General features: G+C 70.5%; 17 protein-coding genes. 8 read left to right on the forward strand and 9 right to left on the reverse strand.

The annotated features are described in order from the left end of the window. The first annotated feature begins 57 nt into the window (after positions 1-57). On the forward strand, positions 58-1,425 hold the full coding sequence (locus tag ACXVUM_RS08790; RefSeq protein WP_458521439.1) for an alpha-hydroxy-acid oxidizing protein: 1,368 nt from the start codon (positions 58-60) through the stop codon (positions 1,423-1,425). Here ACXVUM_RS08790 and ACXVUM_RS08795 read toward each other — a convergent pair. Beyond that, the gene (locus ACXVUM_RS08795) at positions 1,380-1,856 is read right to left on the reverse strand and encodes a DUF2231 domain-containing protein (RefSeq protein WP_458521440.1); all 477 of its coding nucleotides are present in this window, start codon (positions 1,854-1,856) and stop codon (positions 1,380-1,382) included. The genes ACXVUM_RS08790 and ACXVUM_RS08795 overlap by 46 nt on opposite strands. Positions 1,857-1,977: 121 nt before the next feature. On the opposite strand from ACXVUM_RS08795, the gene ACXVUM_RS08800 reads away from it, so the two are divergent. Then, a complete protein-coding gene (locus tag ACXVUM_RS08800; protein WP_458521441.1) occupies positions 1,978-2,427 on the forward strand; it encodes a DoxX family protein in 450 nt (149 codons plus the stop codon). Between the two features lie 21 nt (positions 2,428-2,448). Here ACXVUM_RS08800 and ACXVUM_RS08805 read toward each other — a convergent pair whose 3' ends face one another. From ACXVUM_RS08805 to ACXVUM_RS08825, 5 genes are all read right to left on the reverse strand, one after another. Beyond that, positions 2,449-3,324 carry a crotonase/enoyl-CoA hydratase family protein gene (locus tag ACXVUM_RS08805; RefSeq protein WP_458521442.1) on the reverse strand — a complete coding sequence of 292 codons (876 nt, stop codon included), beginning with the start codon at positions 3,322-3,324 and terminating at the stop codon, positions 2,449-2,451. Positions 3,325-3,413: 89 nt separating this feature from the next. Beyond that, the gene (locus tag ACXVUM_RS08810; protein ID WP_458521443.1) at positions 3,414-3,815 is read right to left on the reverse strand and encodes an SRPBCC family protein; all 402 of its coding nucleotides are present in this window, start codon (positions 3,813-3,815) and stop codon (positions 3,414-3,416) included. Positions 3,816-3,834: 19 nt separating this feature from the next. Continuing rightward, positions 3,835-5,541, reverse strand: a complete 1,707-nt coding sequence (ilvD, locus tag ACXVUM_RS08815; RefSeq protein WP_458521444.1) for a dihydroxy-acid dehydratase — start codon at positions 5,539-5,541, stop codon at positions 3,835-3,837. 94 nt (positions 5,542-5,635) lie between these two features. Beyond that, entirely contained in the window at positions 5,636-6,838 is a 1,203-nt protein-coding gene (locus tag ACXVUM_RS08820) for an alpha/beta hydrolase family protein (RefSeq protein ID WP_458521445.1), read from the reverse strand. After that, complete coding sequence (locus ACXVUM_RS08825; protein ID WP_458521446.1) at positions 6,835-8,049, reverse strand: alpha/beta hydrolase; 1,215 nt, start codon at positions 8,047-8,049, stop codon at positions 6,835-6,837. The genes ACXVUM_RS08820 and ACXVUM_RS08825 overlap by 4 nt, the downstream gene beginning before the upstream one ends. A 72-nt stretch (positions 8,050-8,121) precedes the next feature. Between ACXVUM_RS08825 and ACXVUM_RS08830 the strand changes: the two genes are divergently transcribed. After that, entirely contained in the window at positions 8,122-8,961 is an 840-nt protein-coding gene (locus tag ACXVUM_RS08830; RefSeq protein ID WP_458521447.1) for an aldo/keto reductase, read from the forward strand. 2 nt (positions 8,962-8,963) lie between these two features. On the opposite strand, the gene ACXVUM_RS08835 is transcribed toward ACXVUM_RS08830, so the two are convergent. Next, positions 8,964-9,872, reverse strand: coding sequence for a LysR family transcriptional regulator ArgP (locus ACXVUM_RS08835; protein ID WP_458521448.1), 909 nt, complete (start codon positions 9,870-9,872; stop codon positions 8,964-8,966). 70 nt (positions 9,873-9,942) lie between these two features. On the opposite strand from ACXVUM_RS08835, the gene ACXVUM_RS08840 reads away from it, so the two are divergent. Beyond that, positions 9,943-10,572, forward strand: a complete 630-nt coding sequence (locus ACXVUM_RS08840; protein ID WP_458521449.1) for a LysE/ArgO family amino acid transporter — start codon at positions 9,943-9,945, stop codon at positions 10,570-10,572. A 3-nt stretch (positions 10,573-10,575) separates the two neighbouring features. Here the strand turns inward: ACXVUM_RS08840 and ACXVUM_RS08845 are convergent, their stop codons facing one another. Further along, a complete protein-coding gene (locus ACXVUM_RS08845) occupies positions 10,576-11,448 on the reverse strand; it encodes an aldo/keto reductase family oxidoreductase (RefSeq protein ID WP_458521450.1) in 873 nt (290 codons plus the stop codon). A gap of 159 nt (positions 11,449-11,607) precedes the next feature. Between ACXVUM_RS08845 and ACXVUM_RS08850 the strand changes: the two genes are divergently transcribed. Further along, entirely contained in the window at positions 11,608-12,039 is a 432-nt protein-coding gene (locus tag ACXVUM_RS08850; RefSeq protein WP_458522830.1) for a GtrA family protein, read from the forward strand. Continuing rightward, positions 12,039-12,860: an SDR family oxidoreductase gene (locus ACXVUM_RS08855; RefSeq protein ID WP_458521451.1), complete on the forward strand. Its 822-nt coding sequence runs from the start codon at positions 12,039-12,041 to the stop codon at positions 12,858-12,860. Before ACXVUM_RS08850 ends, ACXVUM_RS08855 begins: the two co-directional genes overlap by 1 nt. A gap of 22 nt (positions 12,861-12,882) precedes the next feature. On the opposite strand, the gene ACXVUM_RS08860 is transcribed toward ACXVUM_RS08855, so the two are convergent. Further along, complete coding sequence (locus ACXVUM_RS08860) at positions 12,883-13,239, reverse strand: Fe-S protein (protein WP_458521452.1); 357 nt, start codon at positions 13,237-13,239, stop codon at positions 12,883-12,885. Positions 13,240-13,288: 49 nt separating this feature from the next. Between ACXVUM_RS08860 and ACXVUM_RS08865 the strand changes: the two genes are divergently transcribed. After that, a complete protein-coding gene (locus ACXVUM_RS08865) occupies positions 13,289-13,738 on the forward strand; it encodes a MarR family winged helix-turn-helix transcriptional regulator (protein WP_458521453.1) in 450 nt (149 codons plus the stop codon). A gap of 40 nt (positions 13,739-13,778) precedes the next feature. Further along, positions 13,779-14,588: a UbiA family prenyltransferase gene (locus ACXVUM_RS08870; RefSeq protein WP_458521454.1), complete on the forward strand. Its 810-nt coding sequence runs from the start codon at positions 13,779-13,781 to the stop codon at positions 14,586-14,588. Positions 14,589-14,594: the final 6 nt, after the last annotated feature.

Raw genomic sequence — 14,594 nt, forward strand, 5'->3', positions numbered from 1 at the left:
CCTGCTGATCGCGCGTCGGCAGGAGGTGGCGGACGACGCCACTCGGAGAGGGCGATCATGACCGACCAGCAGGCCACCGAGATCCCGTCGCCGGGACGTGCGCGCCAGAACGCCATCTACACCGCGGGTGTGTTCGGCGACCGCCCGCGCATCCCCGCGGATTTCGCCGAGCTCGAACGCCGGGCCCGGGCGGCGATGTCGGAGCGGGCGTGGGCGTACATCGCCGGTGGCGCCGGCGAGGGTTCGACGATGACGGCGAACCGGGCTGCGTTCGCGCGGTGGGAGATCGTGCCCCGGGTGCTACGGGACGTCTCGCGCCGGGACCTGTCTGTCGAGTTGTTCGGCACGCGGTTGCCCGCCCCGGTCCTCTTCGCGCCTGTCGGCGCCGGTGAGCTGGCACGACCGGACTCCGACGTCCTCATCGGGCAGGCAGCCGCGGACCTCGGTGTGCCGTACATCTTCTCGAATCAGGGGTGCTCGCCGATGGAGGAGACGGCGGCGGCGATGGAGCGCGTCCGTCCCGGCGCGCCCCGGTGGTTCCAGCTCTACTGGTCCACCGACGACGACCTGGTGACGAGTCTCGTGCGACGCGCCGAGACGATGGGTGCGCAGGCGATCGTCGTCACCCTCGACACCACGATGCTCGGCTGGCGTCCGCAGGACCTGAACATCGGGTCACTGCCGTTCGCCCGCGCAGAGGGCATCGCGCAGTACACATCCGACCCACGATTCCGTGAGATCGTCGCCGAGCGGCTCGCCGCGCCGGACCGCCCGGCCGGGCCGAAGGTGCGTGTCACCCGCGCCGCGGTGTCCGCGCTGGCGTCGATGGCTCGGCGTGTCCCGGGGTCGTTCCTGTCCAACCTGCGGTCGCCGGTTCCGCGGGAGTCGGTGCAGACGTTCTTGGACATCTACTCGCGCCCGTCGCTGAACTGGGACGACATCGCCGGTCTGTGCGACCGGACCGACCTCCCCGTCGTGCTGAAGGGCATCCTGCATCCCGACGACGCCACTCGCGCAGTCGATCTCGGTGTCGGCGGGATCGTCGTGTCCAACCACGGGGGACGCCAGATCGACGGGTCGATCGCTGCCCTCGACGCGCTACCCGAGATCGCCGCCGCAGTCCGTGGCCGCGCGCATGTCCTCCTCGACTCCGGGATCCGCACCGGGTCCGACGTCTACAAGGCGCTCGCCCTCGGCGCCGACGCCGTGTGCGTCGGGCGACCGCACATGTACGGTCTCGCCATCGACGGCCGCGACGGGGCGCGGGACGCGGTCGCCAACATCGTCGCCGAACTGGACCTGACACTCGGCCTGGCGGGCCAGACCGCGGTCGGGGACCTGACGGAGGACATGGTGCGGCGGGCCGCCTGTGGGTGCGGTCAGTTCAGCCACACCGATCGTGCGCCGGAATCCCCGACCAGGTAGACCATCACGATCGCACCGATCCCGAACACGACGATCGCGAGCCCGAACACCCACGTGGACAGGGTGACTGCGCGGGCGGGCACCTGAACGGGGAGTCGGTCCATCACCGCCGGGGTCTGCAGCGCCCAGAACAGGACGACGAACACGAACAGCGGTGCCACCCAGATGATCATCTGGTCGCCCAGCTCGACGTGGTCGGCCAGATCGGGGTTCAGCGGGAACTTCGTCTTCTCCAACGACTCACCGGCGCTGGTGGTCAACGGGGTCATCACGATCGCGACCAGCGCGACGAGCGGGGCGACGATCCCGATCCGGCGGCGCGCCGCCGGCCACGCGACCGCGACGATCCCGAGCAGCGCGGCCAGGGGTATCGCGACGACGGTCAGGTGCACGAAGAGCGGATGGGCGGGGATTCCTCCGATGGTGTCCACGGATCGGATCGTAGGGGGAATGGCGTCCGCCGACGGGGCTTTCCTGCACTCGCTCGATGAGTTCTGAGTCGCCGCGCGGTCTGTATCGATGCACTCGCCGACATCGACCACAGGAGCGATCATGAACGACCGACTCTCGCAGACCACCGCGACCGCCCCCGACGCACCCGACGCGGCACCGAGCGGCCGACGGACCCGATCGTGGACCGTCGGGACCGTGCTCACCGTGCTGATCGCCGTGTTCCTCGTGTTCGACGTGCTGGGCAAGCTGTTCCAGCCCGAGTCCGTCGTGAGAGGAACCACGGACCTCGGGTTCACCACCGGTCAGGCGACCGTGATGGGCATCGTGCTCGCGCTGTGCACCATCGTCTGGCTGATCCCGCGGACCGCCGTGCTCGGCGCGATCGGCATCAGCGCCTACCTCGGCGGTGCGGTCACCGCCAACTGGAACGACGACGCCCCACTGGCGAGCACAACCCTGTTCGCGGCGTACCTGGGTGTTCTGCTCTGGGTGGCGATGCTGCTCCGTCGACCGGCTCTGCTGACGGTCCTGGGTCTGCGTCGGCGTTGACCGCTGCGGCGGGACGTCGATTCAGAAGTCGCGCAGGGCGTCCGGCATGTCCTCGGGCACCCGCGTCGTGAACTCGGCGGCCCGCTTCCCCAGGAAGGCGGCGACGCCCTCTTTGCCGTCGCCGATGCTGGTGTAGAACATCGCGAGCGACTCGACACGGTGGGCGTCCACCGGCGACCGGGCAGCGCTGTTGCGGTACATCATCTGCCGGGTCAGCGCCGTGGCGACCGGGGAACGTCCGTCGGAGAACCGATGTGCCAGAGCCATCGCGGCGTCCATGAGGTCCTCGGGTGCGTGGACACTGCGGACGAGGTTCATCTCCTTGGCGGTCGCCGCGTCGACGATGTCCGCCGAGTAGACGAGCTCCAGAGCGTTCTGCATGCCGACGACCCGGGGCAGGAACCACGACGAGGTGGCCTCGGGGACGATCCCCAGACGCCCGAAGACGAACCCGATCCGCGCCTTCTCCGACGCGAGACGGAAGTCCATCGGCAGGGTCATCGTCGCGCCGATCCCGACCGCCGCGCCGTTGATCGCCGCGATGACCGGCTTGGTGCAGCGGAAGATCGCGAGCGACACCCGCCCGCCGGTGTCGCGGACGCCGCGGGCGATGGCGGGGTCGTCGAAGTGGTCGTGCAGGTCCTGCAGCGTCGGGGTCAGCGTCTCGTCGAGGCCGAAGACGTTGCCGTCACTGCTCAGGTCCATCCCGGCGCAGAACGCCCGCCCGGACCCGGTGACGACGACCGCCTTCACGGCCGGATCCTCGGAGACCTCGCCGAACGCCGCCTCGAGATCGTCGGCCATCTGCACGGTGAACGCGTTGAGCGCATCCGGGCGATCGAGGGTGAGGACGGCGATCCCGTCGGTCACGTCGTAGCGGACGGTCTCACGGTGCATGCGGAACTCCTGGAGGTCGGATGCGGGCGACACCGACGTGCCCGTCGACGTTCACAGTCGCACATCGCCCGGTCGCCGTCGCCGCGACCTCAACCGCGCTGCCGCGCCAGCCGCTCGATCCGGGGGAGGGCGAGGGCCATCACGGCCAGGTAGCCCGGCGCCCAGAGGGGGACCCCGAAGCTCACGACGCAGCCGTCGCCGGTGGGGATGACCTCGTGCCGCGTCGCGGGGATCCCCAGCACGCGCCACGCCCAGGCGCGACCGTCGTCGAACTCGGTGATCTCGAACGGCAGCGGCACACCCACGGGCGTCCACACCCGCCCACGCGACCCGGCCGCGAGAGGGCCCGGGCCGTCGAGCTCGGCACCGGACACCGACGGTCCCCACTGCGGCCACGCGTCGAGGTCGACGATGACGTCCCACGCCGCCCGGGCCGGCACCGGCATGGCGCGGTCGACCGTCGGCATCCGGTTGCGTAGTCCGAGTCGCATGGAGCCGACCCTACGAGCCCTACGCGAGCACGGCTCCCTGCGACGCCGACCCGACGAGCTTGGTGTACTTCGCCAGGACACCGCGGGTGTACCGGGGAGGCAGCGGTTCCCACCCCTCGCGGCGGGACTCCAGTTCGGTGTCGTCGACCAGCAGGTCCAGCGTCCCCTTGCCGACGTCGAGCCGGATACGGTCTCCGTCGCGGACGAGCGCGACGGGCCCACCGTCGACCGCCTCGGGGGCGACGTGGCCCACACAGAGGCCGGTGGTGCCGCCGGAGAACCGGCCGTCGGTGAGCAGCAGCACGTCCTTGCCCAGCCCGGCCCCCTTGATCGCGCCGGTGATGGCGAGCATCTCGCGCATCCCGGGCCCGCCTTTCGGGCCCTCGTAGCGGATGACCACGACGTCACCGGCGGCGATCGTGCCGTCCTCGAGTGCGTCCATCGCGGCCCGCTCCCGTTCGAAGACCCGTGCGGTGCCCTCGAAGACGTCGGAGTCGAAGCCGGCCGACTTGACCACCGCGCCGCCGGGAGCGAGCGAGCCCTTGAGGATGGTGATGCCGCCGGTCGGGTGGATCGGTTCGGACATCGCGCGCAGCACCTTCCCGTCGGGATCGGGTGGGGCGATGTGGGCGAGGTTCTCCGCCATGGTCTTCCCGGTGACGGTGAGGCAGTCGCCGTGCACCAGTCCGGCGTCGAGCAGTGCCTTCATCACGACCGGCACGCCGCCGATCTGGTCGACGTCGGTCATGACGTGCTTGCCGAACGGCTTCACGTCGGCGAGGTGCGGCACCCGCGAGCCGATCCGGGTGAAGTCGTCCAGGGTGAGCTCCACCTCGGCCTCGTTCGCGATGGCCAGCAGGTGCAGCACCGCGTTCGTGGACCCACCGAACGCCATGACCACCGCGATGGCGTTCTCGAACGCCTCGCGGGTGAGGATGTCGCGCGCGGTGATGCCACGACGCAGCAGCTCGACGACGGCCTCGCCGCTGGCGTGCGCGAACTGGTCGCGACGGCGGTCGGGGGCGGGTGGAGATGCGCTGCCGGGCAACGACATCCCGAGCGCCTCGGCGGCGCTGGCCATCGTGTTGGCGGTGTACATACCGCCACAGGCGCCCTCACCGGGGCAGATGGCGCGCTCGATGGTGTCGACATCCTCTCGCGACATCAGTCCGCGGGAGCACGCGCCGACCGCCTCGAACGCGTCGATGATGGTCACCTGGTGTTCGCTGCCGTCGGACAGGGTCGCGAAACCGGGGAGGGTGGAGCCGGCATAGAGGAAGACGCTCGCGAGGTCGAGACGTGCTGCGGCCATGAGCATCCCGGGCAGAGACTTGTCGCACCCGGCGAGCAACACCGACCCGTCGAGGCGTTCGGCGCTCATCACGGTCTCCACGCTGTCGGCGATCACCTCGCGCGAGACCAGCGAGAAGTGCATGCCCTCGTGACCCATCGAGATCCCGTCGGACACCGAGATCGTCCCGAACTCCAGAGGAAAACCGCCCGCCGCGCTGACGCCGCCCTTGACCGCCTTGGCGAGCCGCTCCAGCGACAGGTTGCACGGCGTGATCTCGTTCCACGACGACGCGACACCGATCTGCGACTTGGTCCAGTCCTCGTCGCCCATGCCGACGGCGCGCAACATGCCGCGGGCGGCGGTCTTCTCCAGGCCGTCGGTGACGTCTCGGCTGCGGGGCTTCACGTCGGGGGAGGGGTTCTCGGTCGACATGGCGTCTCCTGACTGCAGGCGGTGGGCTGCGGGGTGGGCGTGTGGGTCTCGGGGCTGTCGTGTCGAGCCTAGGACGGGGGCTGCGGGGGCTCGCTCACCGCAGGATGCGGGCGAGGAACCGGTCCGCGTCGTCGAGCACCGCGGTCAACACGGCAGGGTGGTCCGCGGCGGGGTAGACGTGCAGTTCCAGCGGCTGCCGGTTCGCGGTCATCTGCGCCGCCAGTGACAGGGCCGACGGGGCCGGGACGTTGACGTCGACGAGTCCCTGGCCGATGAACACCGGGCGGGTGTACCCCGAGTCGGGGGTGGCCAGGTAGCGATGGAGCACGCCGTAGACGTCCGGGATCGACGCCAGCGGTCGGCGGAACACCGTGCGCAGGTCGAGGCCCTCGGTCCGGGTCCGCAACTGCTTCCCGCACGTCGTGAGCGCCCGGTCGACGAGACCCCGGCCGGTGCCGGTGAGGACGTCGTCGAGTCGCAGGTCGGGCCGGGCGGCGCGCAGCCCGGCGAGGATGTAGAGGACGTAGGCGTTCAGCGGGCGCGGCAACACCACCGGTGGGAACTGCGGGCCCAGTGTCTGCACCACCGACTCGATGTTCGCCGGGACACCGGTCGCCAGCACCCCGCGGTAGTCGAGTCCCGACCCCGCCGAGAACTCGGTCGCGCGCCGCGCCGCGTTCAGTGCGGCCCCTGCCCCCTGCGAATGCCCGATCACGGCCCACCGACGCGCCAGCGGCAGCCCCGAAGCCTCTGCTGCCACGACGGAATCGACGACGGAGTGCGCGGCGGTGATGCCGTCGAGGTAGTAGAGCGGGCCCGGTGTGCCCATGCCGACATAGTCGGTCGCGACGATCGCGTACCCGCGCCGCAGCCAGTGTCCGAGGTATCCGACGTCGCTCGGGCTCGGGCGTTGCGCGGACGGCGCGCAGTCGTCGCCCATGCCGACGGTCCCGTGCGCCCAGGCGAGAACCGGCCACCCACCCGGTGGTGGGGTCCCGGGCGGGAGGGTGATCGATCCGGTGCTGACGGCGGGCCGTCCGAGCCCGTCGACGGTGGAGTAGAGAACGCGGGTCGCGGACCCGGCGTCGGGCAAGCGCAGTCGGGGGTCGAGCGGGACCGACCGGATGAGTGTCCCCGGCTGGGACGGAACCGGGCCGGTGTACTCGCGGACGTCGAGGCCCGACCAGATCGGGGCGGGTTCGGGTGGCGGCGCGGGGATCGCGGCTGCGGGCGCGGCGACGGCCGCGCTCGCGACGACGGCAAGCGCGATGGCCGCCCACCGCCGGAGCGGTCTCACCGGAGCGCCCGAGCGACGAACGGCGTCGAATCGCGTTGCGACGCATAGACCGTGCCGGAATGGTCGGTCGGGTAGACGTGCAGCTCGAACGGTTGACGGTTCGCGGTGAACTGGGCTGCGAGCGACAGTGCGAACGGTGCCGGCACGTCGATGTCGGTGAGCCCCTGACCGAGGAAGATCGGTCGGTCGTACCCGGACGCGGGTATCCCGAGGAACGCCGCCAACTGGCCACGGGCGTTCGGGATCGACGCGATCGGCCGCGAGAAATACGACCGCACGTCGACACCCGTCAGACGCTTCGCGAGTTCGGGGTAGCAGGCCGTCTCGGACAGGTCCGCTGCCGAACGGCCGGCCGGGGTGAGGATGCGGTCGATGCCGAGGTCCGGGCGCGCGTCGCGGATCGCCGCGATGATGTAGGTGAGATACGTGGTGAGGCCGACGGGCAGTCGGACGGGCGGGAACGTCGGTCCACCGAGGGCGATGATGGACTCGATGTTCGCCGGGGTACCAGTGGCGACGACGCCGCGGTAGTCCAGGCCGCGACCGCGACTGAGGTCGGTGGCCCGGCGGGCCGCGTTCATCGCGGTCCCCGCGCCCTGTGACTGGCCGACGATCACCCACCGCGGCGACGTGGACAGGTCCATCTGCCGCAGGGCGGTCACCGAGTCGACCACCGAGCGCGCCTCGACGTCGGCGTTCAGATAACTCATCAGTCCCGGCGTGCCGAGGCCGGTGTAGTCGGTGCCGACGACCGCGTACCCCTGGTCGAGCCAGTGCGAGATGTAGTCGTCGTCGCGTGTCGACCGAGGTTGTGCCGACGGCGTGCAGTCGTCACCGATCCCGACCGTGCCGTGCGCCCACGCCACGACCGGCCAACCACCTGCGGGCGGACGCGACCGGGGGAGGAACACGGCCGCCGTGCTGACGGCGACCCGTCCTCGCTGGTCGATCGAGGAGTACAGGAACCGCTTCGCGTCGCCGGCCGAGCGGACCCACAGCCGTCGGTCGAGCGGGACCGAGCGGATCAGCGTCCCGGGTGTCGACGGGACGGGCCCCGCGTAGTCCCGGACGTCGAGCCCCGACCACACCGGTGCCGCGGTCGGCGGCGGGGTGTCGGCACCGGCCGATCCGGGCGTCACCAGGGACGCGCTGACGGCGGCGGCGAGGACGACGGTGACCAGTCGGAGACGGGAACGCGGGGAAACGATCACGTCGGTGACTCTAGGCCCGCCCGTCCGCGCTGCTCAGCCGTTCGGGTGTCGTCGGGTGCGCACAATGGCCTCATGGCCACCCTCGAGATCCCGACCGTCCCGCTGACCGATGCCCGTTCGATCCCACTGGTCGGCCTGGGCACCTACAAGCTCCTCGGTCGTCCTGGAGCCGAGGCCGTCGCAACCGCGATCCGGTCCGGCTACCGCATGATCGACACCGCGACGCGCTACAGCAACGAGAGGTGCGTCGGGATCGGGATCGACGACTCCGGTGTGGACCGCGACGAGATCACGGTCGTCACCAAACTCGGGGGCGGCGACCACGGTCTCGACCCGACGATCACCGCTGCGCGCGAGTCGGCCCGTCGGCTGGGGACGTCACGCATCGACGTCTATCTGATCCACTGGCCCTGTCCGAGTCTCGGACTCACCGTAGAGACGTGGCGCGCGATGCTCACCCTCGTCGACGACGGGCTCGTCGGTGCGGCCGGGGTCTCCAACTTCACCGTCGACCAACTGCAGATGCTGTTCGACGAGACCGGACGGTGGCCCGTACTCAACCAGATCCAGTGCTCACCCGCTCTGCCCCGACAGGAGTTGCGCGCATTCATGGCGGAGAAGGGGATCCACGCGCAGGCGTGGAGTCCGACCGGGCGCACCGAGGGCGTGCTCGACGACGAGCGCGTCGCCCGCATCGCGAACGCCCACGGTCGCAGCCCGATCCAGGTCGCACTCCGGTGGTCGGTCCAGCAGGGCATCGGGGTGATCCCGAAGTCGGCGGACCCCGAGCGTCAGATCGACAACGCGTCGCTGTTCGACTGGTCGCTCACCGACGACGACATGGCCGTGCTCGCAGGGCTGGACCTCGGCGAGGCGGCCGCCCGGGACCCGCACATCGACGAGGAGTTCTGACCTCACACCAGGTGGTCGGCCGCCGCCTCGGTGACGAGATCGGTGAACGTGCCGATGATCGGCGACTCCACCGCCCAGTGCTGCCAGAACAACTCGACGTCGACGTGGTGGTCGGACAGGAGCTGCACGGTTCCCCGCGCGAGGGCCGGTGCGATCTGGTCGGCGGGAACGGTTCCCCATCCCGCCCCGAGTTCGACGGCGCGGTGGTATTCGGTCGACGCGGGGATGTAGGTGGTGGGCGGGTCGACGTGACGTCGGGTGTGCCGAGAGACGAGCGTCGACATGATCGTGTCCGCGCGGTCGAACGCGACCATCGGCGCCCGCGCGAGATCAGATCCTCGGAGGCCGTCGGGGAACCAGTACCGCGCGAACTCCGGTGTGGCGACCGGGAGATACCGGGTCGCGCCCAGTCGGTGGACGACGCAACCCCGCACGCGGCCCGGCTCCGAGGTGAGCGCGCCCACCACCCGCCCGGCGCGCAACAGATCGGTGTTGCGGCTCTCGTCGTCGCGGAGCACCTCGACGCTCACCGGGTGGCGGCGTTGCATCTCCACGATCACCGGTAGTAACCAGATGGCGAGCGAGTCGGCGTTCGAGGCGATGGGCAACGACACACGTGGTTGATCACGCGGGTCGGTCGACGGTTTCTCGGGCTCCCCGGCCAGCTCGGCGAGTGCGCTGCTGCGGAGCAACTCCCACTGCTCGGCCAGTCGCATCAGCACCTCCCCGTCGGCGGTCGGGGTGCACGGCCGTGTCCGTCGCACGAGGAGGCGCCCGGTCTCGGTCTCCAGCGCCTTGATCCGCTGGCTCACCGCGGACGGCGTGACATGCAGGGCCTGCGCGGCGGCGTCGAACGTGCCCTCGCGGACGACGGCGACCAGGGTCGCGAGACCGTCACTCGAGATCGACATGAAGGGATTCTAATGAAACGTGAAAATCATTCGCTGGTCTGATCCACCGCGCGGTCCTAGCGTCGACGCCATGACCTGGATCTACACCGCTGTCGCGGGGCTGCTCACCGGCGCGGGCCTGATCGTCGCCATCGGTCCGCAGAACGTGATGGTGCTCCGCACGGGTCTGGCGGGAACGCATGTGCGCTCGGTGGTCGCGGTGTGCGCCACCGCCGACATCGTGCTCATCCTCGGAGGCGTCGCGGGTCTGGGGACCGTCGTGTCCGGCCATCCGTCACTGGTGCTGGTGGCGACCGTGGTCGGGGGCAGCTACGTGATCGTCCTCGGTCTGATGGCCGCGCGCCGCGCCGCCTTCCCCGCGCGCGCCGGCGACCCGATCCCTGACGGGGACGGGGCCCGCCGGAGCACACGAACCGCCGTCGTGGGGACCGCTCTGCTCCTCACTCTCGGCAACCCGCACGTCTACCTCGACACCGTGCTGATGCTCGGAGCCGTCGCGAACGCGCACGGACCGCACGGACGATGGGCGTTCGGGCTGGGCGCCTGTGTCGCCAGTGTCCTGTGGTTCTCGGCGCTGGGGTTCGGCGCGGTTCGCCTCGCGCCGTGGTTCGCCCGTCCGCGCGCGTGGCAGATCCTCGACGCGGTCATCGCCGTGGTGATGCTCGCCTTCGGGTCGATGCTTCTCGCGTCGGTGCTGTGACCGTCAGGCCGCGGCGCCGATCGCGTCGAGCTCGGACAGGACCTCCGCACTCAACTCCAGCCCCGCACCGGCGACGTTCTCCCGCAGATGGGCCACCGAGGAGGTGCCGGGGATGAGCAGCATGTTCGGCGAGCGGTGCAGCAGCCACGCCAACGCCACCGCCAGCGGCGTCGAGTCCAGACGCGTCGCGATCGCCGACAGCTCGCCCGACTGCAGGGGCGAGAACCCGCCCAGCGGGAAGAACGGGACGAACGCGATGCCCTGGTCGGCCGTGCTGTCGACGAGGGCGTCGTCGGCGCGGTGCACCAGGTTGTAGTTGTTCTGGACGCAGACGATCGTCGCGATCTCCTGTGCCTCGGCGAGCTGGTCGGCGGTCACGTTGCTGACCCCGATGTGCCGGATGTGCCCGGCGCGCTGCAGGTCGGCGAGTGTCTCGATCTGCTCCGCGATAGATCCCGGCTCGGGACCGTCGACGGCGCCGACCCGCATGTTGACGACGTCGAGCGCGTCGAGGCCGAGGTGCGCGAGGTTCTCGTGGACCTGCTGCCGGAGCTCGTCGGGTGTGCGGGCGTGCGGCCAGCCGCCCTGCTCGTCCCTGCGGGCGCCCACCTTGGTGACGATGTGCAGATCCTCGGGATAGGGGTGCAGCGCCTCCTTGATGATCTCGTTGGTGACGTACGGGCCGTAGAAGTCCGAGGTGTCGATGTGGGTGATCCCCAGGTCGACCACCTCGCGGAGCACCGCGATCGCGGCGGCGCGATCGGCGGGCGGGCCGAAGACGCCCGGACCGGCGAGTTGCATCGCGCCGTAGCCGACGCGGGTGACGGTCAGGTCGCCGAGGTGGTGGGTACCGCCGGGAAGTGCTGTGTCCGACATGGGTGATTTCCTTCGTCGTGATCCGCGGGGGTCGTCCGCGCTGTCCCCGACGCTAATCGCGCACGCGTCGACGAACGAGGGACTGAGGGTCCTACCCTGATCGTCGTGACCGACGCCGCGCACCATTCGCACGAGGAGTTCGCGTCCCCGCACGCGCCGATGCCGATCGAACTCCCGCTCGACGATGCGGAGGCGTCGACCGACGTCCCGCTCGTCACCCAACTGATCCGATTCGTCGTGACCGGCGCCGGGTCGGGTGTCCTCGACTTCGGCGTCACCCTGGTGTTGCAGTACGTGATCGGGGCCCCGTACTGGCTGGCCAAGGCCGTCGGCTTCGTCTGCGGGACCACGACGGCGTACCTCATCAACCGTCGGTGGACGTTCCGAGCCGAGCCGAGCCGCGCCCGCTTCGTCGCAGTCATCGCGCTCTACCTCGTCACCTTCGCCGTGCAGGTCGGGATCTACACGGGCCTGTCGCATGTGTGGCCCGAGACGGTTCTGTACAGCTTCTTCGCCTACGTCATCGCGCAGGGCACCGCGACGGTCATCAACTTCGCCGTGCAGCGCGCCGTCATCTTCCGGATCCGCTGATGCAGATCGACGGGATGGTCGCCATCGTCACCGGCGCCGGGGCGGGGATCGGAGCGTCGGTCGCGCGTGCGCTCGTGGCGAACGGCGCGCGTGTGGTGGTCACCGACCTCGCCGCCGATCGGGTCTCGGACGTCGCCGCCGCGATCAACGACGCGGCAGGAGGGGAGCGGGCGGTCGCGATCGCCGGCGACGCCAGTGACCCCGAGTTGATCGCCCGCACCATCGAGGTCGCGCGCGGTGAGTTCGGGCCGGTGGATCTCTATGTCGCCAACGCCGGGACCACCGCCGGGATGGGCTTGGACTCCGACGAGATCGCCTGGCACACCGCGCTCGAGGTGAACACCCTCGCCCACGTCCGGGCGGCGAAGGCATTGGTGCCCGGCTGGGTCGAACGCGGTCACGGCTATTTCCTGTCCACCGCCTCGGCGGCGGGACTCCTGACCCAGATCGGTTCGGCCACATACTCGGTCAGCAAGCACGCGGCCGTGGGGTTCGCGGAGTGGTTGTCGGTGACCTACGGCGACGACGGCGTGCGCGTCAGCTGCCTCTGCCCGATGGGCGTGGACACCGAGCTGCTCAACGCCGGGTTCCACAGCGACCGGGCGGGGGCATCCGTCGCGGCCAACGCGGTCCGGTCGGCCGGTGAGGTGCTCAGCCCCGACGCCGTCGCCGAGGTGGTGATCGAGGCGATCGGTGACGAACGGTTCCTGATCCTCCCGCACGCCGACGTCGCGACGATGTACGCACACAAGGCCGCCGATCCCGACCGCTGGCTCGCGGGGATGCGCCGCTACCAGAAGTCGTTGCGCGAGCAGGGCTGACCCAGCGCGCCACGCCGGGGTCTCAGCGCCAGACGACGCCGAGTCCCGCCGCGAGCACCGACAGCGCGCCGACGGCGACGAAGACCGCCGTCGGGACAGGGCCACCGGTTCGACGTCGCCGTGCGCGTCCCATGCCGAGCAGCGCCCCGAGCACCAGGAGGATCACGAGCTTGATCGCGACCTTCGGGTAGTTCACCTCGGTCCCCGCGGGCCACGGGAAGGCCAGGGCCGCTCCGCTCAGCAGTGAGACGAGGAGCCCGTACTCGAGCGGACGCACGAACTCGCGTCGTCGTGCCGCGGCGAGCGTCACCCACCCGCCGAAGGTCACGGCGAATCCGACGATGTGCACCAGGACGACCACGTGCCGCAGCGTCTCCATGGGGGTGTCCTCTCCCGACCGGCCATGAGTTTCAGCTAGACTGTAACCGATGTCCGACGATGCCCCTCCCCTGGTCAGCGCCTCGTTCGTCCTGATGGCGCTGGGACGGCATCTTCGCGACGCCGCCGAGACGCGTCTCCGCGCGGAGGGCATCGCCGTGCGTCACCTGTCTGCGCTGGGACATCTCTCCCGCGATCCGGGGTTGTCGTACAGCGAACTCGCCCGACGTGCCGGGCTCACGCCGCAGAGCATGCAGGCGACGCTCCGGACACTCGAGGAGATGGGCGCTGTGCATCGGGACACCGACGCCGGCCGCGGCCGCACTGCTCGGCTGTTCGTCACCGACACCGGACGAGACCTGATGGCGGTGGGACGATCTGTGTACGACGAGCTCGACGGCATGCTGCGAGAGCACCTGTCGGAGGAGACCGTCGTCGAGTTGTCGCGGGCATTCCCCGCGCTGACGCGGGCCCTCGACGAGGTGGGCTCAGAAGAATAGCGACGATCACGACGCATCCTCCGGCGCGTACGGTCGGGCGATGGCAGGCGCCCGCTCACGAGGTCGTGCGTCGCGTGTGGCGGCCGTCGTGCGGGCGGGGCACCCGGAACCGGGTGTCGCCGTCACCGCCCTGACCGTCGCCCTCGGTGCATTCGGTGGTCTCCCCCTCGAACGCCTGGTGATCCTCGCCGTCGCGGTGCTCAGCGGCCAGTTGCTGGTCGGCTGGACCAACGACCTCATCGACGTCCGCGTGGACCGGCGAGCCGGGCGCGACGAGAAGCCGCTCGCCTCAGGCTCTCTGACGGTCCGGGGGGTGGCGGCGACCGCGGGGGTCTCGGCCGTCGTCTGCGTCGTGTTCTCGCTTCTCTGCGGACCGGCAGCCGCCGCCGTCCATCTCGTCCTGGGTGTCGGCGCGGCGATCACCTACAACCTCGGCCTGAAAACCACTGTGCTGTCGTGGGTTCCGTACATGGTCGCGTTCGGGGCATTGCCCGTGGCGGTGGGGCTGACGGCCCGGCCGACGGAACTGCCACCCGTCTGGGTCGTGGTGGTCGCCGGACTGCTGGGGATCGGGGCGCACCTGTTGAACGTCTATCCCGACCTCGACGCGGACGCAGCCACAGGCGTGCGGGGGTTTCCCCAGCGGCTCGGGCGGCGTGGCATCCCCGTCGCGACGACGGTGATCATGACCGTCGCGACGCTCGTCGCCGTGGTCGGTGCCGGTGCGCATCTGTGGCACTGGGCAGCGCTGGCGGGCGTGGTGGTGATCGCGACCCAGTGCCGGCGCGCACCCCTGACCGTGACCGTCACCATCGCCGTCGTCGATCTCGCGATCCTGGTCACGGCCTGACGCCGG

It is taken from the genome of Williamsia sp. SKLECPSW1 (assembly GCF_054332755.1).

What these genes read in the sequence shown, in the direction of transcription:
- ACXVUM_RS08810 (WP_458521443.1), bottom strand. Translation starts at nt 3,815, where the DNA reads ATGCGACTCGGACTACGCAACCGGATGCCGACGGTCGACCGCGCCATG.
- ACXVUM_RS08850 (WP_458522830.1), top strand. Translation starts at nt 11,608, where the DNA reads ATGCCGATCGAACTCCCGCTCGACGATGCGGAGGCGTCGACCGACGTC.
- ACXVUM_RS08845 (WP_458521450.1), bottom strand. Translation starts at nt 11,448, where the DNA reads ATGTCGGACACAGCACTTCCCGGCGGTACCCACCACCTCGGCGACCTG.
- ACXVUM_RS08840 (WP_458521449.1), top strand. Translation starts at nt 9,943, where the DNA reads ATGACCTGGATCTACACCGCTGTCGCGGGGCTGCTCACCGGCGCGGGC.
- ACXVUM_RS08855 (WP_458521451.1), top strand. Translation starts at nt 12,039, where the DNA reads ATGCAGATCGACGGGATGGTCGCCATCGTCACCGGCGCCGGGGCGGGG.
- ACXVUM_RS08805 (WP_458521442.1), bottom strand. Translation starts at nt 3,324, where the DNA reads ATGCACCGTGAGACCGTCCGCTACGACGTGACCGACGGGATCGCCGTC.
- ilvD (WP_458521444.1), bottom strand. Translation starts at nt 5,541, where the DNA reads ATGTCGACCGAGAACCCCTCCCCCGACGTGAAGCCCCGCAGCCGAGAC.
- ACXVUM_RS08830 (WP_458521447.1), top strand. Translation starts at nt 8,122, where the DNA reads ATGGCCACCCTCGAGATCCCGACCGTCCCGCTGACCGATGCCCGTTCG.
- ACXVUM_RS08860 (WP_458521452.1), bottom strand. Translation starts at nt 13,239, where the DNA reads ATGGAGACGCTGCGGCACGTGGTCGTCCTGGTGCACATCGTCGGATTC.
- ACXVUM_RS08865 (WP_458521453.1), top strand. Translation starts at nt 13,289, where the DNA reads ATGTCCGACGATGCCCCTCCCCTGGTCAGCGCCTCGTTCGTCCTGATG.
- ACXVUM_RS08800 (WP_458521441.1), top strand. Translation starts at nt 1,978, where the DNA reads ATGAACGACCGACTCTCGCAGACCACCGCGACCGCCCCCGACGCACCC.
- ACXVUM_RS08835 (WP_458521448.1), bottom strand. Translation starts at nt 9,872, where the DNA reads ATGTCGATCTCGAGTGACGGTCTCGCGACCCTGGTCGCCGTCGTCCGC.
- ACXVUM_RS08870 (WP_458521454.1), top strand. Translation starts at nt 13,779, where the DNA reads ATGGCAGGCGCCCGCTCACGAGGTCGTGCGTCGCGTGTGGCGGCCGTC.
- ACXVUM_RS08790 (WP_458521439.1), top strand. Translation starts at nt 58, where the DNA reads ATGACCGACCAGCAGGCCACCGAGATCCCGTCGCCGGGACGTGCGCGC.